This window comes from Rhodobacter sp. P2_H5 (assembly GCF_056403335.1).
The window spans coordinates 71619-90179 of the sequence record NZ_JBFUFS010000010.1; the positions used below are offsets into that span (position 1 = coordinate 71619).

Here is an 18561-nt window from a genome sequence, read left to right on the forward strand (position 1 = left end):
GTCAGTTGCCTTCGCCAAAAGGAGAGGCCATGCGCGGCCAGATATCGCGCCGCACCAGCCGGTAGGGATTGGTCGCCGGATCATTGGGATAGGGCTTGCCGGCCGAGCAGTACAGGATTTCAGAGGCGATCGGCTGGAAAGCGGCGTAGAAATGGTTGGTCGACTTGATCACCAATATCTTCTGCGCCAGAGGGTCGATCCCCAGCGCGGTGAACAGCGAGGGGTCATAGCTTTGCGCCCGCACCGTGTTGAGGATGACCTCGATCCCGGTCTCTGCGCCTGCCGCGTCCAGAAGGGCGATCCGCGCCGCAGGGCCGAAGGGCACGACGCTTTCGCCAAAGACCATCGCGGCCTCGGCTTCCAGCTTGATCACGCGGACGAGGGCATCCAGAGGCTCGCCCGTCAGCGGCGCCGATTTCGCGCCAAGGCGGAGCTGCATCTCGGCCCCTTCGCCGGCGGCAAAGCAGAGCTGCACGGCGACCGGGTCCCAGATCGTCCCCACGGCGACACCGCGCGCGTCCTGCGCCAGCAGTTCCTTCAGGACCACCGTCGCATCGCCCGCCGTCCCACCGCCGGGATTGTCCCACATGTCGGCGATCACCACCGGGCCTTTCGGCGCGGCCATCGCCTGTGCCACGGCGGCCTTCTCATCAATCTGCGGCATCATGTGGCGCCCGCGATTGGCGAAAAGTTCGCGCCCCAGCCGTTCGGCCAGTTCGGCGCCGAGGGAAGCATCGTCATCGGTGACGGCGATCATCTTGGTGCCCATCTCCGGCACATCGCCCGCCATGAAGCCGTGGATGGCGGAAAGGGACAGCAGATGCGGCGTGGAAGCCTCCAGCGCCATCATCCGGTCGACAAAGCCGCGCATCGGCTCGCGCGAGGTGGGGAAGACGTCGATCATCCGGCAGTCAAAGACCGACATCACCGGCTTCACCCGGCCTTCCAGCGTGTCCACCGCGATGCGCCAGAGGTCTTCGGCGCGGTCGACGAAATCGGTATGGGGGAATTCCTTGAAGACCACGAAGAAATTCGCCGCAGCCACCCGCTTGGCCGTCAGGTGGGAATGCGGGTCCAGTTCGGCGCAGACGAGGATATCGGGGCCCACGATGCCGCGCACTCGGGTCAGAAGGTCGCCCTCGGGGTCGAGGTAGCCCTGCGCCACCATCGCGCCATGCAGGCCCAGAACCACGGCATCCACCGGCAGGGCCGCTTGCAATTGGGTCAGGATCTCGTCCCGCAAACCTTCATAGGTCGAGCGCGCCACAAGCCCCGCCGGGTCGGCCCAGGCTGCGGTGCCCTCGATCAGCGTCCAGCCCTTGGCGGCGCAGACCTTGCGGCCGACCGGGATCGGCGCGGTGCACAGCGTCGGCGTCACCGGGTGCTGGCCGGGGGCAGCATAGAGCGAATCCTCGAACCCCTTGCGGTCAATCGCAATCGGCGAAAACGTGTTGGTCTCCGTCGCAAGGGCTGCGACGAAGATGCGCTTCGGGCCTTTCGAGGACTGAGAGGGCATGATCACTCCTTGATATGCGGCAGGTAGCCGACAAACCCCGCGATTTTCCAGCGCCCGGCCTCTTTGCGGCAGATGTAAAGCGTCTGCCAGTTCATCCGCTCGAAGCTGCCGTCGGATTTGGCGAGCCGGCCATCGAACTTCTTGCGCACCATCGCGGCGTCGCCGGTGATCTCGATCACCTCAAGCCTTGTGGCGGCATAGATGCCGTCGCGCGGGTCGCCGGCAAAGGCGCCGGCGGCCTTGGCGGCGCCGAAATCGGCGGCCTGGCGCAGCCATTCGGTGCGGTAGGCCTCCAGCGTCGGGAAGGCCAGGGTGTAGCCATCCGGATCGCCCTGAAAATTGCCGCTGATCCCGGTGAAATTCTCGGCGATGAAATCGCCGGCCACCGCCTCCCAGTCGGCGCTGACGAAAGCGTCGATGTCGCGCGGCACCAGCATTTGCCAGATGGCGTTGCGGTCGGCGTCATCCGCCGGGAAGGGGGTCTTGAACGGATCACGCTCTGCCGTCATTTCATGCGTCCCATGAAAAAAATTTCAGTCCACTTGCATATCTGCTGGAATATTCGGGCCTCATATGGCTAAATGTCAAGGTGGCAAGAAAATGAATTTCGGGATTCATCCAAATGCCGGACCAAGCGATCACTTCAGGTCTCGGGCGGAGGACCCCCGCGCGCAGGCCTTTTGCCGGACGGGAGCGTCATGATCAAAGCTGAAGAGAACGCACGCGAGCCCGCGCCCCAGGCGGCGCCGAACCTCATCATTGCGCTGAGCGACGCCGAGGGCAAGCTTTCCGCGCTGGAAAAGCGGCTTGCCGCTTCGGTTCTGGCGGATGTGAACTTTGCCACCAATGCCTCGATCACCGAAATCGCCGAAAGGGCAGGGGTGTCGCCGCCGACGGTGACGCGGTTCTGCCGGCGCCTCGGGTGCAATTCCTTCTCGGATTTCAAGGTGCAGCTCGCCCGCAGCATCTATGTCGGCCTGCGGTACCTCAAGCCCGAGTCGGTGACCTCCAACGCGGTCGAGGTGGCCGAGGATATCGTGACCAAGGCGCAGAACGCGCTGTTCGAGATGCACCGGGGCCTCGATCTTGCGGCGGTGGAGGCGGCGGTGCGGCTTCTGAGCCAGGCCGACATGATCTATGCCTTCGGCTCGGGCGGCAATTCCTCGATGATCGTGAACGAGCTGCAGAACCGGCTGTTCCGCTTCGGCCTGCGCATCTCGGCCAGCAATGACCATGGCATGAGCCTGATGCTGGCCGCAGCCGCCCAGCCCGGCACGGTGGTGTTCGGGTCGTCGTTCACTGGGCGCAATCTGGAACTGGTGCGCTGCTTTGGCCTGCTGCGCAACCGGGGCATCCCGACCATCGCGCTGACGCAAAGCGGCTCGCCGGTGGCCGAGGCGGCGGATGTGGTGATCGCGGTCGATCTGCCCGAGGGCAAGAACATCTTCCGCGCCTCCTCCACCCGCTTCGCCTTTCTGGCGGCTGTCGACATCGTGGCCAATCTGGTCGCCTATGCCGACCGCGACCGCGCGGCCCGCATCCTGCGCGGCATCAAGGAACAACTGGTCATGCACCGCGACGGCGACGACCGCCAATTGCTGGGCGACTGACCTTTCGGGGGCGGGGGCGCAGGCGGCAGCCCCGGCTTTCGGATTTTGACCTGCCGCAAAGGATAACGACCCATGGGGCAACGTCTTGCCATTGTGACCGGGGCTGCCGGCGATATCGGCCGGGCCATCGCCAAGCGCCTGCGCCGCGATCATGACGTGGTGGTGCTGGCCGACCGCGACCTGCCCGCGGCGGAAAAGGCTGCGGCAGACCTCGGCGCGGGGTTCGTGCCGGTCCAGCTCGACGTGACCGATCCGCAGGCCTGTCTGGCTTTCGCCGAAACGGTGGCGGCTCTGGGATCGCTCCAGACCCTCGTGAACAACGCCGGTGCCGCCCAAGCCGGCAGCCTGCAATCCACCACGCTGGAGAATTGGACGGCGGACCGGGCGCTGAACCTGGATGCCGTCTTCCTCGTCTTCTCGGCCCTGGCGCCGCAACTAAAGGCCAACCAGGGCAGCCTCATCAACATCGCCACGGTCAACGGCCTCGGCGTCTTCGGCCATCCGGCCTATTCCGCGGCCAAGGCGGGGATGATCCATCTGACAAGGCAAATCGCCGTGGAATACGGCAAGTACGGCATCCGCGCCAATTCGGTCGCCCCCGGCACCGTGCGCACCCAAGCCTGGGAGGCGCGGGCCGCTGCCAACCCCGATGTCTTTACCGAAGCCGCCGCCCACTATCCCCTGGGCCGGATCGCAAGGGCCGAGGATGTGGCCGAGGCGGTGGGTTTCCTCGCCTCCGACCTCGCCCAGGCGATCACCGGCGTCTGCCTGCCGGTCGACTGCGGGCTGACGGCGGGCATCCCCGCGCTGGCCCGCACCTTCTCGCAATCCGCTGACTATTGAGGACTTGATGACCCTGTTTCTCGAAAACTCCTGGGCGCTGGAGCCTGCGCCGGCGGGCACCTGGACCCTGCGCCTGACCAATCTGTCCGACACGACTCTGACCGATTTCACCCTGTCGGTGACGACGATTACCCGTGTCCTGCCCGAGCATTTCATCGAAGGCGGCCGCCTGCTGCGCCGCACCGCGAATTTCCACGAATTTGCCCCGGATGAGGGCGTCCGCCTCGCCCCCGGTGCCAGCTGGACCCTGCGGGCCGAGGGGCTGAACCGCTCGCCCTTCCACCGCAATGATGCGGCGAAGTCGGCCTGGGTCACGATGGGTGGCACCGTCCTGCCGGTGCAGGTCGGCGATCTGACCCATGCCGACGCCGCACCCCCCCTGCCACCGCCGCGCCTGCCCGAAGGCCGCCTGACGCTGCCCTTCGCCCTGCTGCCCTGGCCGAACCAGATCGGCGCCGAGCCCGGCCCGGCACCGGTGATCCTCCACGCCGCCCCCGGCACCGCTTTGGCCGACCTGCGGTTGATGCTCTCGGTCGATGCGCTGCACGCCCGCCTCTTCCCCGCCGCCCGCAAGCTCTTCCAGCTGACCGCCGTGCCCGGCAGCCGCGCCCTGGCCTTTGCCACCGATGCGACCCTCGCCGCCGAGGCCTACCGCCTGACCTTTGCCGAAACCATCACCCTGAGTGCCAGCACCGAGGCCGGTCGCCGCTTTGGCCTTCTGTCGCTGGCCCAGATGCTGCACGGCACCTTCACCGACCATGCCTACAAGTTCCCCGCCACCGGCCAGATCACCGATGCCCCGCGCTATGGCTGGCGCGGCTGCCACCTCGACGTCTCCCGCCATTTCTGGAGCTTTGAACAGGTCAAGCGCGTGGTCGATCTGATGGCTTGGCACAAGATGAACCTGTTCCACTGGCACCTGACCGATGACGAGGGCTGGCGCGCCGAGATCCGCGCTTACCCCGCGCTGACCGAGGCGGGTGCGCACCGATCTGCCGATACCCCTGCCATGCTGCCGCAGCTGGGCGACGGGCCGGAGACCTCGGGCGGCTACTACACGCAAGACCAGATGCGCGCCGTGGTGGCCCATGCGGCCGCCCTTGGTGTCGAGGTGATGCCTGAGGTCGAGACCCCCGGCCATGCCTCCTGCGTCGTGGCCGCTTTGCCCTTCCTCGTCGATCCCGACGAGACGCCCAACAGCTATTACCCGGTGCAGGGCTTCCCCAACAACTCCTGGAACCCCGGCATTCCGGAGACCTTCACCGTCCTTGAAACCATCATCGACGAGCTTTGCGAAATCTTCCCCTCGCGCCATTTCCACATCGGCGGAGACGAGGTGGCGCGCAATGCCTGGCTGCAAAGCCCGCGCGCAAGGGTCTTGATGCAGCGCGAGGGCCTGTCGGGCACTTTCGAGCTGCAAAGCTGGTTCCTCAAGCGGATCAAGGACATGCTGACCGCGCGCGGCAAGGTTCTGGTCGGCTGGAACGAGGTGGCCCACGGCGGCGGTGTTCCGCCCGAGGATACGCTTTTGATGGCCTGGGAGAACCCGCAGGTCGGCATCGACCTGGCGCTTGAGGGCTATGACGTGGTGATGACGCCGGGGCAGGCTTATTACCTCGACATGGTGCAGGGGCCGGACTGGCTGGAAAACGGCGCTGGCTGGGCCGGGCCGGTGCCGCCCGAAAAGACCTACGCCTATGAGGCCGAGGGCGACTTCCCCGAGGAGTTGCGCCCCCGGATGCGCGGCGTTCAGGCCTGCATCTGGTCGGAGCATTTCACCACCGTGGACTGGTTCAACGACCTCGTCTTCCCGCGTCTTTCCGCCGTGGCCGAAGCCGCCTGGACCGAGCGCGCCCACAAGGACTGGCTGCGCTTTGCCGCACAAGTCCGGCTGCACCCGACCTTGTGACCAAAAGGGCAGGGGCGCCCCGGTGCCCCTGCCATCCTGACCTCTCTGAAAGACAGACCCATGCGCATCGCCGTTGGTGGCATCCACACCGAATGCTCGACCTATTCCCCCGTCCTGATGCAGGTCGAAGACTTCCGCGTGCTACGCGGGGCGGAGCTGACCGCGCACGAGTATTTCGCCTTTCTAGGCGCGCATCAGGCCGAGGTGGCGCCGCTTCTGCACGCCCGCGCCGTGCCGGGCGGCCCGGTCTCCCGCGCCACCTACGACGCCTTGAAGGCCGAATTCCTGCAAAGGCTGGAAGCGGCCAAACCCTTCGATGCCGTCTACCTTGCCATGCATGGTGCGATGAAGGTCGAAGGCCTGTGGGATGCCGAGGGCGACTGGATTTCCTCGGTCCGCGCCGCTGTCGGCCCCGACATGCTGATCGCCACCAGCTACGATCTGCACGGCAATGTCTCGGCCCGGATCATCGACCAGATCGACATTTTCGCGGCCTACCGCACCGCGCCCCATATCGACGTGGCCGCGACGATGGCGGCGGCCTATGGGATGCTGCTCACGGCGCTGGAAACCGGGGTGCGCCCCGGCGTCGTGCGCGTGCCGGTGCCGCTGCTCCTGCCCGGCGAACGCTCCTCGACCGAGGATGAACCGGCGCGCAGCCTCTACGCCGCCCTGCCGGGGCTGGAGGGGCCGGGCGTCTGGCGCACCGATCTGATGATTGGCTATGTCTGGGCCGACGAGCCGCGCGCCACCGCCTGCGCCGTGGTCACCGGCACCGATCTTGCCGCGACCAGGGCCGCCGCCAGCCGCATCGCGCAAGACTTCTGGGACGCCCGCGACGCCTTCCGCTTTGGCCCCGTCACCGGCCCCCTGGCCGAGATGCTGAATATCGCCGAGGCCACGACCACCGCCCCGATCATCCTCGCCGACAGCGGCGACAACCCGACCGGCGGCGGTGTGGGCGACCGGGCCGATGTGCTGGCAGACCTGATCGCGCGGAATTGGCAGGACGCGCTGGTGGCGGGCATCACCGACCGCCCCGCGGTTGAAGCCTGCTTTGCCGCGGGAGTGGGCGCGCGTCTGCCCCTCACCATCGGGGCGAGCCTTGATCCCGCAGGTGTCTCGGTTCTTACCGAGGCCGAGGTGATCCGCCTCGCGCCCGGCGACAATCTGGCCGAGCGTCAGGCGGTGGTGCGGATCCAGGGCATCACGCTGGTTCTGGCCGCGCGGCGCAGGCCCTATCACAACCTGGCCGATTTCACCCTGCTGGGCCTCGACCCAGCCAAGGTCCGGCTTCTGGTGGTCAAATCCGGCTATCTCTCCCCCGAGCTTGCCCCTATCGCCAACCCCAACCTGATGGCCTTGAGCGATGGCGTGGTCAATCAGGACATCCCGCGTCTGGCCAACCTGCACCGAGCCCGTGGCACCTTGCCTTTCGAGGCCCGCGCCGCATTCGTGCCTGAACCGCAGGTCTCGTCCCGGTTCCCGGCCTGATCATGGGCCCCTGGCTCGACATCCTGCGCCGTCACCGGGTGGTGCGCGCCTCGGCGGCGGCGATCTTCCTTTACGGCTTTGCCGGGGCCGCCACCTCGCCCTACCAATCCATGATCGCGATCCGCGAGCTGGGGATGAGCGACCATGGCTATGCCGTGCTGGCACTCTGTTCCTCGCTCGCCTATGTGGTGATGGCAATCGGCGTGGGCATGATCTCGGACCGGTTCAAAAGCTACCGGCGGCCGCTGATCTTTGTCAGCCTTTTTGGCATTCTCGGCTATGGCATGGTCTGGGTCTTGCCCTCGGTGCCGACCTTCGCGCTGGCGACTCTGGGGCCGCTGGCGCTGTTCCATTCGATCAACTCGATGCTCTTCGGCAATGTCAGCGCCCATTCCGCCCGCTTCGACGCCGACGAAGCGCGGATCTCCAACGCCCTGATGCGGATGATGATTTCGCTGTCCTGGGTGGTGATGCCCGGCGTGGTGGGCCTGGTCTTGAGCGGGCAAAGCAGCATGATGGCGGCCTATCTGATCGCCGCCCTCGTCGCCTGCGGCATCCTGCTGACGGTGACCTTCGGGCTGGAACCTGATGCGCAGCCCCTGGCCGAAATGCCGGAGGTTCTGCCCGAAGCCCTGCCCAATACCCTGCCCAATGCCCTGGCCGAGGCCGAGCTGGGCCCGCCGCCCGCGGTCAAACCACGTGCCCCTTGGGCCGACATCGGGCTGATCCTGCAGCCCGGGCTGCTGATCCGGGTCTTGGGGGTGGCGCTGATCAGCCAGATGCTCAACACAAATGGCACGGTGCTGCCGCTGATCGTGACCGGATCGGCGCAGGGAAAGCCCGAGGATGTGGGCTTTCTGGTCGGCCTCGTCGCCGTGCTGGAGGTGGTCTTCATGGTGTTCTGGACCTGGGCCAGCCGCCGCCTCGCCATCCCCCGGGCGCTGCTGATCTGCGCGGTCCTGTACCTGGGCTACCTGACCGCGATTGCCTGGGCCACGGCGCCATGGCAGGTTTACCTTGCAAGCGGGCTTGCGGGCTTTGCCGCGGCGGGGATGATTTCCTTGCCGATCACCTATCTTCTGGACATGATCCGCGACCGTCCGGGCCTGTCGGCCTCGCTCATCGCGGTGAATGCCTTTGCCGGGGGCGGCCTGGGCGCCTGCGTCTTTGCCCTCGGCACGAGTTTGGGCGGCTATCCCGCCGCCGCCATGCTGAGCGGGCTTTGCGGCACCCTGGGCGCAAGCCTGCTGATCTTTATGGAACGGAGGCGTCCATGACCCCGATCATTCTGGAAATCTGCGTCGACGATGCGGCGGGTCTTGTCGCAGCAGCGGGGGGTGGTGCCGACCGGATCGAGCTTTGTTCCGCGCTGGCCTTGGGGGGGCTGACCCCCTCCGCCGGGCTGATGGCGCTGGCCGCCGATAGCCCGCTGCCCGCGCTGGCGATGATCCGCCCCCGGGCCGGCGATTTTGTCTGGAGCGCCGATGAGGTCCGCGCCATGCGGTCCGAGATCGCCGCCGCCCGCGCCGCAGGGCTGGCCGGCGTGGTGATCGGCGCGTCCTTTCCGGATGGCCGACTGGACGGTGACGTGCTGGCGGAGCTGGTGGCCGAGGCGCAGGGGCTGGATATCACCCTGCACCGCGCGATCGACCTTGTGCCCGATGTGGCAGAGGCGCTGGCGCTTTGCGCGCGGCTCGGGATCAAGCGGGTCCTGTCCTCGGGCGGGGCGCTGACGGCGCTGGCCGGGATAGACCGGCTGGCTGCGATGGTCCGGCCCGGCGTGACCGTCATGCCGGGCGGCGGGGTGAATGCCGGGAATGCGGCGCTGTTCGCAGCACGCCTGCCCCTGACCGAGATCCATGCTTCCTGCTCAGCCCTGCTGGCCGCGCCAGAGGATCCGCGCATCACGCAGTTCGGCTTTCAGCCGCAGGTCGCGCGGGGGACCGATGCCAAGGCGGTGCGCGCGTTGCGGGATGCCTTGGATCAGATCGCGGCGTCGCGGCCCGCAGGGTGGACGTCCTCGTAATATTCGCGCAAGGCCAGGCCGCTTGCGGCCTCCTGATCCAGCACGACGGTCACCTTGCGGTGCAGTTGCAGGGCCGAGGCGGGGCAGGCCGCCGACAATGGACCTTCGACCATCGCGGCCACGGCGGCGGCCTTGGCCGCGCCATGCGCCAGCAGCACCACCTCCTGAGCGCGCAGGATCGTGCCGATGCCCATGGTGATGGCCAGACGCGGCACCTCCTCGGGCGTCGCGAAGAAACGGGCGTTGGCGGCGCGGGTGGAGCGGGTCAGCGTCTTGATCCGGGTCAGCGAGGAGAGGCTGGAAGTCGGCTCGTTGAAGCCGATATGGCCGTTGGCGCCAAGGCCCAGCAGCTGCAGTCCGATATCGCCCGCCGCCACGATTGCGGCTTCGTAACGATCCGCCTCGGCCTCGGGGTCCGCGGCATCGCCGCGCGGCAGAAGGGCTGCCTCGGCGGGCAGATCGACATGATCAAACAGCTGCGCCCGCATGTAGCGCCAATAAGAGCAGGGGTGATCGGGGGCGAGGCCGACATATTCGTCAAGGTTGAAGCTCTGCGCCCGGGCGAAGCTGACCTCGCCAGCCTGATGCAGGGCGATGAGCCGGGCATAGACCGATTCCATCGTCCCCCCGGTTGCCAGCCCCAGGACCGAGGCCGGAACCCGCCGCACCCGCGCCGTGATCAGACTGGCCACACAGGCCACGGCGGTCTCCGCATCGCGCTGGATCAGAACTTTCATGGCGGACCCCTTACAGCGGTTTCCAGGCGAGCGCGTCGATCTCGACCTTGGCATCGACCATCAGCCGCGACTGCACGGTGGACCGCGCCGGCGGGTGGTCGATAAAATGCTTCTCGAACACCGCGTTGAAGCTGGAGAAGTCGCGCGGATCATCCAGCCAGCAGGTGACCTTGATCACATCTTCCAGCCCGCAACCGGCCAGCGCCAGCACGGCCTTGATGTTCTGGATCACCTGTTCGGTCTGGGCCACGATGCCGCCCACCACGACCTCGCCCGCCACCGTGGGCACCTGGCCCGAGACATGGACATAATCCCCCGCCCGCACCGCCTTGGCGAAGGGGCGCTTCTGCCCCCCGGCCTGCGCATCCGCGATGCCATAGCGGATCAGACGGGTCTGTGCGGTCGGTTCGGCCATGGGGAAGCTCCATCTCGGTAATTTTTTTCAAGCTACCTGCAGACGGAGGGGTTCTTCAAGCGAATCCATGCGAATCCGCCCGAAGTCTGTAATTCTATTTCACAAGGCGCCGCGGTGGCGCCCCACCACCTCACCAGCAGCAGAAGCCGCCATCGACCAGCAGGTCCACGCCGGTCACAAAGGTCGCGGCCTGCGACAGAAGGAAGACGGCGGGGCCGACCATCTCGTCCACGCTGGCCATCCGCTGCATCGGGGTCTGTTCCTCGAACAGCTTGGTCTGGTGGACCATTTCGGGCCGGGTGTTCATTGGCGTCGCGGTATAGCCGGGGCTGATCGTGTTGACCCGAACGCCGCGCCCGACCCATTCCATCGCCAGCGACTTCGACATGTGGATCACGCCGGCCTTGGAGGCGTTGTAATGGCATTGCATCAGGCCGCGGTTCACGATCACGCCCGACATCGAGGCGATGTTGACGATGGAGCCGCGCCCGTTCTTCAGCATCGCGCGGGCCTCGGCCTGACAGGACAGGAAGACGCCCTTCAGGTTGATGTCCATCATGGTCTGGAACTGGCTTTCCTCCATCGTTTCAGCCGGGTTGGCATTGGCGATGCCCGCGGCGTTGACGGCCAGGGTCAGCGGGCCAAGCTCGGCCTCGGTGCGGGCCACCGCCTCGTTCATCGCGGCGCCCGAGGTCACGTCGGCCGCGATCTGCAGGCTGCGGCGCCCGGTGGCGGCGATGTAGTCCGCCGTCCGTTGCAGCCCGTCATCGCTGCGCCGGTCCAGAAGCGCCACATCGGCACCGCATTGCGCCAGGCCAATTGCGATGCGCTGGCCGATGCCGCTGCCGGCCCCGGTGACCAGGGCGACATTGCCCGCGAGATCAAAGAGCTTGGGGGCATCAAGAGAGAGTGCAGACATCGGAAAGTCCCTTTTCGACTGGTGGCTTCAACTGGTGGCAAGTTCCATGACGGAGACATTGTTGGCTTCGCTGCGCGCGAGGATGCCGGCCTGGCGGCCATGCGCCATCACCATGATGCGATGAGAGACGCCCAGGACCTCTTCAAGATCGGAGCTTACGACGATCACGCTGCGCCCCTCGGCGGCAAGGTCACGGATGATTTCATAGATCGAGGAGCGCGCGCCGACGTCGATGCCGCGGGTCGGCTCGTCCAGCACCACCACGCGCGGGTCGCGCGCCAGCCATTTGGCGAGGACGACCTTTTGCTGGTTGCCGCCCGACAGCTCGCCCGCCTTCTGCCGCCCGGTGCCCTTGACGCCGAAGCGGCCGATGGCATTGGCGGCAAAGTCGCGCAGGCGGCGCGCGCTGACAAAGCCGTGGGTACCTATGGCCTCGGGGTTGCAGTAGCCGATGTTCTCGGCAATCGAATGGTCCAGGATGACGCCCTGATATTTGCGGTCCTCGGGCACGAGGACGATGCCGCGGTTGATCGCTTCGGAGGGGCGGCGCGGGGTGATATCGGCCCCGTCCAGCTGCACGCTTCCCGCAGCGATCGGGTCTGCCCCGGTGATGGCGCGCACCAGTTCGGTGCGGCCGGCGCCGACAAGGCCGGCAATCCCGAAGATCTCGCCCTTGCGGACCGAAAAGCTGATGTCGCGAAAGGCGCCCGCAGCCGAGGTCAGGCCTGCGACTTCGAGGGTGATCTTGTCTTGCGGGGTGGGCATGGCGGGGAACATCCGGTCGAGCGGACGGCCCACCATTGATTCCACGATGTTGCGGATGGCGACCTGGCCGCTGTCGAACTCCTGCACCTTGGCGCCGTCGCGCATCACCACCACCCGATCGGCGATCTGGCGGATTTCTTCCAGACGGTGCGAGATATAGATGATGCCGACGCCTTCCGACTTCAGCCGCTCGATCTGGCGGAACAGAAGCTGGGTCTCCTCGCCGCCGATCGCGGCTGTGGGCTCGTCAAGGATCAAAAGCCGCGCGTTCAGCGTCAGGGCCTTGGCGATCTCGATCAACTGCTGGTTCGCGGTGGACAGGCCCTCGACCTTGCGGCGGGGCGAGATGTCCAGCCCCAGGCGCTGCAGGCCGGCATAGGCGCGTTCTTCCATCGCGGCCCGGTCGATGCGACCGGCTTTCATCAGATAGCGGCCGACGAAGATGTTCTCGGCGATCGACAGCTGCGGCAAGAGCTTCAGCTCCTGGTGGATCATACCGACGCCAAGGTCCATCGCATCGCGCGGGGAGGCCGGGGCATAGGCTGCCCCAAGCCAGCTCATCTCGCCCGAAGAGGGCTGGACGGTGCCGGAAATGATGTTCGAGACCGTCGATTTTCCGGCACCGTTTTCACCCAGCAGCGCCACGGCCTCGCCGGGATAGACCGCAAGGTCTATCCCGCGCACCACCTCGATCGGCCCATAGGATTTGCGGATGTTGCGCAGGGTCAGGATCGGTGAGGTCTGGGTCATGGTGCTGCCTTTCAGGTCCCGTCCGGATTACGGGTGGTTGGCCACGAAGCCCGGGGCATTCTCGCAGGTGGTCAGAACCGCGTTCGACACCTGACGCTCCGGCACTTTCTGGCCCGCGGCGACAGCGATGGCCGAGTCCACGGCCAGAACGCCCATGTGACGGGTGCTTTGCGTGGCGGTCACGACGAAGGGACCCTTGCACTTGGCCAGATATTCCAGCGCGCTGCCGTCGCCGTCATAGCCGCCGATGGTGATCTTGTCGGAGAGGCCCGCCACATCGACCGCCTTGGCCGAACCCATCGCCAGACCGTCGGCCTGACCGAAGATCATGGTGATGTCGGGATGCGCCGTCAGCATGTTCTGGGTGATGGCAAAGCCCTCGTCGGCGGACCAGCGCTCGGACCATTGCTCGTCCACCAGCTTGACGTCCGGATGTTCGCCGAGCGCGCGCATGCAGCCGGCGGTGCGGTCGACTTCCGGCGTGGTGCCCTTCTGGCCATGGATGATGACCATGTTGCCCTTGCCGCCGGCCTTTTCGATGATCGTGCTGCAGACGGCATAGGAGGATTCGACGCCTTCGCCGCCGATGAACGTGTCACCCGGCGCGCCATCGGGCACGCGGTCGACGTTGATCACCGGAATGCCGGCCGCGCGGGCCAGACGGGTCGGAACCGCTGCGGCGGCGGCGCCGGCGGGGATGTAGATGAAGGCGTCGATGCCCTGCGTCAGCATGTCCTGCACCTGGCTGACCTGGGTCGCGGTGTCGTTCTTGGCGTCAACGACGATGACCTCGATGCCTTTTTCCTTGCCGTAGTTTTCAACGCCGATCTTGATCTGGTTGAAGAAGTCGGCCTGAAGGTTCGGCACGGCGAGGCCGATCTTCTTGAGACCTTCGGCAGAACCCATGGTCGGCAAAGCCAGGGCGATCGCTGTGGCAGCGAGTAGCACCTTTCTGATGTTCATCTCATTCCTCCTCTGTGACTGCGGCTTGCCCGAGGGTCCGGGCGCCGCTTGTGTGACCTGCCCCCGTGCAGGCCGCTCGCTTCGCGGGACGGTCGTCCCGGCGAATTCTCAATTCCGTTTGCGGAAGGTCTCGGCCATCACGGCCAGGACGATGACCAGCCCGATCACCACCTGCTGGACGAAAGGCGAAACGCTGAGCAGGTTGAGGCCGTTGCGCAGGACCCCGATGATCAGGACCCCGATGATCGTGCCGCCGATCCCGCCGGTGCCGCCCGACAGCGAGGTGCCGCCGATGACGACCGCCGCGATCGCATCCAGCTCATAGCCCACCCCGGAGGAGGGCTGCACCGAGTCCAGCCGCGCCGCGAGAACGATGCCCGAAAGCCCGGCCAGCATGCTGCAGACGACATAGACCAGAACCGTGGCGCGCTTGACATTGATCCCGGCCAGCCGCGCCACCTCGGCATTGCCGCCGATGGCATAAAGCGTGCGCCCGCCGAAGCGGTAGCGCTGGTAAAGCAGGGCCACCAGAAAGACCACCAGCATCACCGCCACGGTCGAGGTCAGAAAGCCGCCAAACCGGGTGATGGCCGACATGTTGAACCAGGCCGGAAAGCCGATGATCTGCTGGCCATTGGTGATCATGTTCGCCAGACCCCGCGCGACGGACATCATGGCCAGCGTCGCGATGAAGGCAGGCACGTTGAAGCGCGTGATCAAAAGCCCGGCGATCAGCCCATTGATGGCGGCAGCGCCCAAGGACAGCGGGATGGCCAGACCCATCGGCACGCCCATCTGGACGTTGAGGTAGCCCAGGACCATGATCGTCAGCGCCAGCGCCGATCCGACGGCAAGGTCGATCCCGCCGATCAGGATGACCAGCGTCATGCCCACCGACATGATCCCCAGCACGGTGACCTGATCCAGGATGTTCAGGAAATTGCGCATCGAGAAGAAGGTGTCGGTCCAGACCGTCAGGAACAGGCACAGCAGCACCAGGCCGATCAGGGGCCCCGTGGCGCCGCCAAGCGCCTTCAACGGGTTGCCCGGCGCATTTGCCCCGCTTGCGGTCAACCTCTCCATCCCCGATCCTCCCAGACTTCCGCGACCTTGGTCACGATAGGAATAATTATTCAATGTAGTTCATAAATTCTTACGTCCGGAAATTGACCCGTGTCAATTCCCTTTTTTGCGCCATCCCTTCGGTCAATCGGCGAGTTTCGGCTTGACAGGCTCGACGTTGTGCACGATTTTTTAGTCTTGCATATTTATTCTCGTGAGGTCGCCGTGCAGGACAACACCACAATTCCCGGATTGGAGCGGATCGCCCGCCAGATTCGCCGGCGCGATCTTCAGGCCGTTGTCGAGGCCGGCGCCGGCCATATCGGCGGCGAGATGTCCGCGATCGACATCCTGACCGCGCTCTACTTCCGCGTCCTGCGCGTCTATCCCGACCAGCCCAGGCACCCGGGGCGCGACCGGTTCGTGCTGTCGAAGGGCCATGTCGCCCTCGCGCTCTACATCACCCTCGCCAAGCGCGGCTTCCTGCCCGAGGAGGAGATCAGCACCTTCCTCAAGCCGAAGTCGCGCCTGAACGGCCACCCCAATTGCAACAAGGTGCCGGGGGTCGAGACCAATACCGGACCGCTGGGCCACGGGCTTCCGGTGGCCGTGGGCATGGCCAAGGCCGCCAAGATCACCGGGGCCTCCTATCACACCTATGTCCTGACCGGCGACGGCGAGATGCAGGAAGGCTCCAACTGGGAGGCGATCAGTGCGGCGGCGCAGTTCGGTCTGAACAACCTGACCCTGATCATCGACCACAACCGCTTTCAGCAGGGCGCGGCCCTGGCCGACACCAACAATCTGGCGCCCTTCCCGGAAAAGTTCAAAGGCTTCGGCTGGGATGTGACCGAGATCAACGGAAACGCCATGGCCGAGATCATCCCGGCCTTGCAACAGCGCGGCCCGCGCCCGCTGTGCATCGTGGCCCATACCAACAAGGGCCACGGCATTTCCTTCATGCAGGACAAGGTGGATTGGCACCACAAGGTGCCGAGTGCCGAACAATTTCAGATCGGGCTCGCAGAGCTGGCGGAGGGCGTGTGATGGACCTGGTGATGACCCCTCCGAAGCTGCATGATTGCCGGGATGCCTTCGTGGCCGTCCTCGAACGGCTCGGCGCCGAAAACCCGCAGGTCGTGGCGGTGTGCAACGATTCCGTGGGCTCGTCCAAGCTCGGCGGTTTCAAGTCCAAGTTTCCCGAGCGTCTGGTGAATGTGGGCATTGCCGAGCAGAACATGGTCGGCGTTGGCGCTGGTCTGGCGAATGGCGGGCTCTTGCCCTTCGTCTGTGCGGCGGCCTGTTTCCTGACCGGGCGGGCGCTGGAACAGGTCAAGGCCGACATTGCCTATTCGAATGCCAATGTGAAGCTGATCGGAATCTCCTCGGGCATGGCCTATGGCGAGTTGGGGCCGACGCACCACTCGACCGAGGATTTCGCTTGGACCCGGGTGCTGCCGAACCTGCCGGTGATCGCCCCCTGCGATTCGATCGAGACCGCCGCCGCGGTCGAATGGGCCGCGGGCTATGAAGGCCCGGTCTTCCTGCGCCTGTCGCGGGTGGGCGTGCCGGATCTGCTGCCGGTCGGCCATGTCTTCCAGCCCGGCAAGGCGAACCTCCTGCGCGATGGCGACGCGGTGACGCTGATCGCCAATGGCACGCTGACCCACCGGATGCTGAAGGCCGCGGCCCTCTTGGCCGCCGAAGGCATCGAGGCGCGGGTTCTGAACATGGCAACCGTGCGCCCGATCGACGTGGAAGCCGTCGTTGCAGCCGCCGAGGACACCGGGGCGATCCTGACGGCCGAAGAACATTCGGTCTACGGCGGTCTCGGCTCTGCCATCGCCGAGGTTGTCGTGGCCGAGGCGCCGGTGCCGATGAAGATCCTTGGCGTCCCCGGGATATTCGTCCCGACCGGTTCGGCGGAATACCTGCTGGACGAGTTCGGCATGGCGCCCGCCGCCATTGCCGAAGCCGCCAAGGCCCTGATATCGCGCAAGTCGGGCCGCGCCAGATAGGCCTGCGCAGAACCGGGGCGCGGGCCGATCGCGCGGCACACGCCCCCCATCACCACCTGAAAAGACCGGAGCCGACATGACCCGCGCCATTCTTGCGATTGACCAGGGCACCACCAATTCCAAGGCCGTTCTGGTCTCCGACACCGGCGAGATCCTGTCGCGCGGCTCTTGCCCGGTTGGCCTTGCCCATCCGCATCCCGACTGGGTTGAACAGGACCCTCTGCGGATCTGGGCCTCGGTTCAGGAGGCCATCGCGGCCTGCCTCAAGGCCGGGCCGGAGGTCAGCGTCATCGGTATCGCCATCTCCAACCAGCGGGAATCGGTCACGGCCTGGGATGCCGAGACCGGGCTGCCGCTGGGTCCGGTGGTCAGCTGGCAATGCCGCCGCACGGCGGGGGTCTGCGCGCAGATGACCGCCGCGGGCCATGCGCCCCGGGTGCAGGAACTGACCGGCCTGCCCATCGACCCGATGTTCCCCGGCCCCAAGATGAAATGGCTGCTCGACCGCATCCCGGCGGGGCATCAGGTGCGGCTTGGCACGATTGACGCCTGGCTGATCCATTGCCTGACCGGCGGGGTGGTTCATGCCTGCGACGCCTCGAACGCGGCGCGCAGCCAGCTGTACGACCTGGCCCGCCAGTGCTGGAGCGATGAGCTGTGCACCCTGTTCGGCGTCCCCAGATCCTGCCTGCCCGAGGTGCGCGATTCCGCCTCGCACTTCGGCGTGACGCGCAATGTGGCGGGGCTGGCGGACGGCATCCCAGTCTGTGCCGCGATCGGCGACAGCCATGCCGCGCTTTTCGGGCACGGCGCTTTCCACCCGGGCGATGGCAAGGTGACCTTCGGCACCGGCTCCTCGATCATGACGACGCTGCCCGCCTTCATCGCCCCGCAAAACGGCATCACCACGACCATCGCCTGGGCCCTGGGCGGCAAGCCGACCTATGCTTTCGAGGGCAATATCCTGGTCTCGGCCGCGGCCTTGCCCTGGATGGTCGAAATCCTCGGGCTGAAGGACGTGCAGGCGCTGACCGACCTTGCAGCACAGGCAGAGCCGGGCGGGCCGGGCTTCGTGCCGGCCTTCGTGGGCCTTGGTGCGCCGCATTGGCAGGCCGATGCGCGGGCGCTGTTTTCCGAGATCACCTTCACCACGACACGGGCGCAGATGGCGCGGGCGGTGACCGATTCGATGGCGTTTCAGGCCCATGACGTCTTTGCCGTCATGTCGGCACAATCGCCGGCGCCGCTGGGCCGGCTCTTCGCCGATGGCGGGCCGAGCAAGAACGACTTCCTGATGCAACGCGTGGCCGACATCCTGGACCATCCGCTGATCCAGTGCGATGCGCCCGAAGCCTCGGCCTTGGGCGCGGCCTATCTCGCCGGGCTCACGCTCGGGGTCTGGCCGGATCTGGCCGCCATTGCGGCCCTGCCGCGCAGGGTGAAAACGTTGCAGCCACGCCCCAGCGACCGATCCGAACGGCTCGCCGTATGGAACGCGGCAATCACACGCTCGACACTGGCGATTCGCTGAACT

General features: G+C 66.3%; 17 protein-coding genes. 9 read left to right on the plus strand and 8 right to left on the minus strand.

The features are described from left to right. Nucleotide 1: 1 nt before the first annotated feature. Both AC1DVR_RS14655 and AC1DVR_RS14660 read right to left on the minus strand, forming a co-directional pair. Nucleotides 2-1516, minus strand: a complete 1515-nt coding sequence (locus AC1DVR_RS14655) for a M81 family metallopeptidase (RefSeq protein WP_478001331.1) — start codon at nucleotides 1514-1516, stop codon at nucleotides 2-4. A 2-nt stretch (nucleotides 1517-1518) separates the two neighbouring features. Continuing rightward, nucleotides 1519-2025: a hypothetical protein gene (locus AC1DVR_RS14660; RefSeq protein WP_478001332.1), complete on the minus strand. Its 507-nt coding sequence runs from the start codon at nucleotides 2023-2025 to the stop codon at nucleotides 1519-1521. Between the two features lie 189 nt (nucleotides 2026-2214). On the opposite strand from AC1DVR_RS14660, the gene AC1DVR_RS14665 reads away from it, so the two are divergent. The 6 genes from AC1DVR_RS14665 to AC1DVR_RS14690 all read left to right on the plus strand — a co-directional run bounded on the left by AC1DVR_RS14665 (nucleotide 2215) and on the right by AC1DVR_RS14690 (nucleotide 9398). Next, on the plus strand, nucleotides 2215-3126 hold the full coding sequence (locus AC1DVR_RS14665; protein WP_478001333.1) for a MurR/RpiR family transcriptional regulator: 912 nt from the start codon (nucleotides 2215-2217) through the stop codon (nucleotides 3124-3126). Between the two features lie 72 nt (nucleotides 3127-3198). Further along, nucleotides 3199-3969 carry an SDR family oxidoreductase gene (locus AC1DVR_RS14670; protein WP_478001334.1) on the plus strand — a complete coding sequence of 257 codons (771 nt, stop codon included), beginning with the start codon at nucleotides 3199-3201 and terminating at the stop codon, nucleotides 3967-3969. A gap of 7 nt (nucleotides 3970-3976) precedes the next feature. After that, nucleotides 3977-5878, plus strand: a complete 1902-nt coding sequence (locus tag AC1DVR_RS14675) for a beta-N-acetylhexosaminidase (protein ID WP_478001335.1) — start codon at nucleotides 3977-3979, stop codon at nucleotides 5876-5878. Between the two features lie 60 nt (nucleotides 5879-5938). After that, nucleotides 5939-7372 carry a M81 family metallopeptidase gene (locus AC1DVR_RS14680; protein ID WP_478001336.1) on the plus strand — a complete coding sequence of 478 codons (1434 nt, stop codon included), beginning with the start codon at nucleotides 5939-5941 and terminating at the stop codon, nucleotides 7370-7372. A gap of 2 nt (nucleotides 7373-7374) precedes the next feature. Beyond that, nucleotides 7375-8649, plus strand: coding sequence for an MFS transporter (locus AC1DVR_RS14685; RefSeq protein ID WP_478001337.1), 1275 nt, complete (start codon nucleotides 7375-7377; stop codon nucleotides 8647-8649). Then, nucleotides 8646-9398 carry a copper homeostasis protein CutC gene (locus tag AC1DVR_RS14690; RefSeq protein ID WP_478001338.1) on the plus strand — a complete coding sequence of 251 codons (753 nt, stop codon included), beginning with the start codon at nucleotides 8646-8648 and terminating at the stop codon, nucleotides 9396-9398. Before AC1DVR_RS14685 ends, AC1DVR_RS14690 begins: the two co-directional genes overlap by 4 nt. Here the strand turns inward: AC1DVR_RS14690 and nagB are convergent. From nagB to AC1DVR_RS14720, 6 genes are all read right to left on the minus strand, one after another. After that, nucleotides 9356-10135 carry a glucosamine-6-phosphate deaminase gene (gene nagB, locus AC1DVR_RS14695; RefSeq protein ID WP_478001339.1) on the minus strand — a complete coding sequence of 260 codons (780 nt, stop codon included), beginning with the start codon at nucleotides 10133-10135 and terminating at the stop codon, nucleotides 9356-9358. The genes AC1DVR_RS14690 and nagB overlap by 43 nt on opposite strands. Nucleotides 10136-10145: 10 nt before the next feature. After that, nucleotides 10146-10550, minus strand: coding sequence for a RidA family protein (locus AC1DVR_RS14700; RefSeq protein ID WP_478001340.1), 405 nt, complete (start codon nucleotides 10548-10550; stop codon nucleotides 10146-10148). Between the two features lie 130 nt (nucleotides 10551-10680). Beyond that, nucleotides 10681-11469, minus strand: coding sequence for an SDR family oxidoreductase (locus tag AC1DVR_RS14705; protein WP_478001341.1), 789 nt, complete (start codon nucleotides 11467-11469; stop codon nucleotides 10681-10683). 27 nt (nucleotides 11470-11496) lie between these two features. After that, a complete protein-coding gene (locus tag AC1DVR_RS14710) occupies nucleotides 11497-12984 on the minus strand; it encodes a sugar ABC transporter ATP-binding protein (protein WP_478001342.1) in 1488 nt (495 codons plus the stop codon). A gap of 27 nt (nucleotides 12985-13011) precedes the next feature. Further along, nucleotides 13012-13947: a substrate-binding domain-containing protein gene (locus AC1DVR_RS14715; RefSeq protein ID WP_478001343.1), complete on the minus strand. Its 936-nt coding sequence runs from the start codon at nucleotides 13945-13947 to the stop codon at nucleotides 13012-13014. Between the two features lie 108 nt (nucleotides 13948-14055). Beyond that, nucleotides 14056-15030 carry an ABC transporter permease gene (locus tag AC1DVR_RS14720; RefSeq protein WP_478001344.1) on the minus strand — a complete coding sequence of 325 codons (975 nt, stop codon included), beginning with the start codon at nucleotides 15028-15030 and terminating at the stop codon, nucleotides 14056-14058. Nucleotides 15031-15234: 204 nt separating this feature from the next. On the opposite strand from AC1DVR_RS14720, the gene AC1DVR_RS14725 reads away from it, so the two are divergent. The 3 genes from AC1DVR_RS14725 (at nucleotide 15235) to AC1DVR_RS14735 (ending at nucleotide 18558) form a co-directional block, all read left to right on the plus strand. Further along, nucleotides 15235-16056 carry a transketolase gene (locus AC1DVR_RS14725; protein ID WP_478001345.1) on the plus strand — a complete coding sequence of 274 codons (822 nt, stop codon included), beginning with the start codon at nucleotides 15235-15237 and terminating at the stop codon, nucleotides 16054-16056. Further along, nucleotides 16056-17027: a transketolase family protein gene (locus tag AC1DVR_RS14730; protein ID WP_478001346.1), complete on the plus strand. Its 972-nt coding sequence runs from the start codon at nucleotides 16056-16058 to the stop codon at nucleotides 17025-17027. The genes AC1DVR_RS14725 and AC1DVR_RS14730 overlap by 1 nt, the downstream gene beginning before the upstream one ends. A gap of 76 nt (nucleotides 17028-17103) precedes the next feature. Beyond that, nucleotides 17104-18558, plus strand: a complete 1455-nt coding sequence (locus AC1DVR_RS14735) for an FGGY family carbohydrate kinase (protein WP_478001347.1) — start codon at nucleotides 17104-17106, stop codon at nucleotides 18556-18558. Nucleotides 18559-18561: the final 3 nt, after the last annotated feature.

What these genes read in the sequence shown, in the direction of transcription:
- AC1DVR_RS14655 (WP_478001331.1), bottom strand. Translation starts at nt 1,516, where the DNA reads ATGCCCTCTCAGTCCTCGAAAGGCCCGAAGCGCATCTTCGTCGCAGCC.
- AC1DVR_RS14660 (WP_478001332.1), bottom strand. Translation starts at nt 2,025, where the DNA reads ATGACGGCAGAGCGTGATCCGTTCAAGACCCCCTTCCCGGCGGATGAC.
- AC1DVR_RS14665 (WP_478001333.1), top strand. Translation starts at nt 2,215, where the DNA reads ATGATCAAAGCTGAAGAGAACGCACGCGAGCCCGCGCCCCAGGCGGCG.
- AC1DVR_RS14670 (WP_478001334.1), top strand. Translation starts at nt 3,199, where the DNA reads ATGGGGCAACGTCTTGCCATTGTGACCGGGGCTGCCGGCGATATCGGC.
- AC1DVR_RS14675 (WP_478001335.1), top strand. Translation starts at nt 3,977, where the DNA reads ATGACCCTGTTTCTCGAAAACTCCTGGGCGCTGGAGCCTGCGCCGGCG.
- AC1DVR_RS14680 (WP_478001336.1), top strand. Translation starts at nt 5,939, where the DNA reads ATGCGCATCGCCGTTGGTGGCATCCACACCGAATGCTCGACCTATTCC.
- AC1DVR_RS14685 (WP_478001337.1), top strand. Translation starts at nt 7,375, where the DNA reads ATGGGCCCCTGGCTCGACATCCTGCGCCGTCACCGGGTGGTGCGCGCC.
- AC1DVR_RS14690 (WP_478001338.1), top strand. Translation starts at nt 8,646, where the DNA reads ATGACCCCGATCATTCTGGAAATCTGCGTCGACGATGCGGCGGGTCTT.
- nagB (WP_478001339.1), bottom strand. Translation starts at nt 10,135, where the DNA reads ATGAAAGTTCTGATCCAGCGCGATGCGGAGACCGCCGTGGCCTGTGTG.
- AC1DVR_RS14700 (WP_478001340.1), bottom strand. Translation starts at nt 10,550, where the DNA reads ATGGCCGAACCGACCGCACAGACCCGTCTGATCCGCTATGGCATCGCG.
- AC1DVR_RS14705 (WP_478001341.1), bottom strand. Translation starts at nt 11,469, where the DNA reads ATGTCTGCACTCTCTCTTGATGCCCCCAAGCTCTTTGATCTCGCGGGC.
- AC1DVR_RS14710 (WP_478001342.1), bottom strand. Translation starts at nt 12,984, where the DNA reads ATGACCCAGACCTCACCGATCCTGACCCTGCGCAACATCCGCAAATCC.
- AC1DVR_RS14715 (WP_478001343.1), bottom strand. Translation starts at nt 13,947, where the DNA reads ATGAACATCAGAAAGGTGCTACTCGCTGCCACAGCGATCGCCCTGGCT.
- AC1DVR_RS14720 (WP_478001344.1), bottom strand. Translation starts at nt 15,030, where the DNA reads ATGGAGAGGTTGACCGCAAGCGGGGCAAATGCGCCGGGCAACCCGTTG.
- AC1DVR_RS14730 (WP_478001346.1), top strand. Translation starts at nt 16,056, where the DNA reads ATGGACCTGGTGATGACCCCTCCGAAGCTGCATGATTGCCGGGATGCC.
- AC1DVR_RS14735 (WP_478001347.1), top strand. Translation starts at nt 17,104, where the DNA reads ATGACCCGCGCCATTCTTGCGATTGACCAGGGCACCACCAATTCCAAG.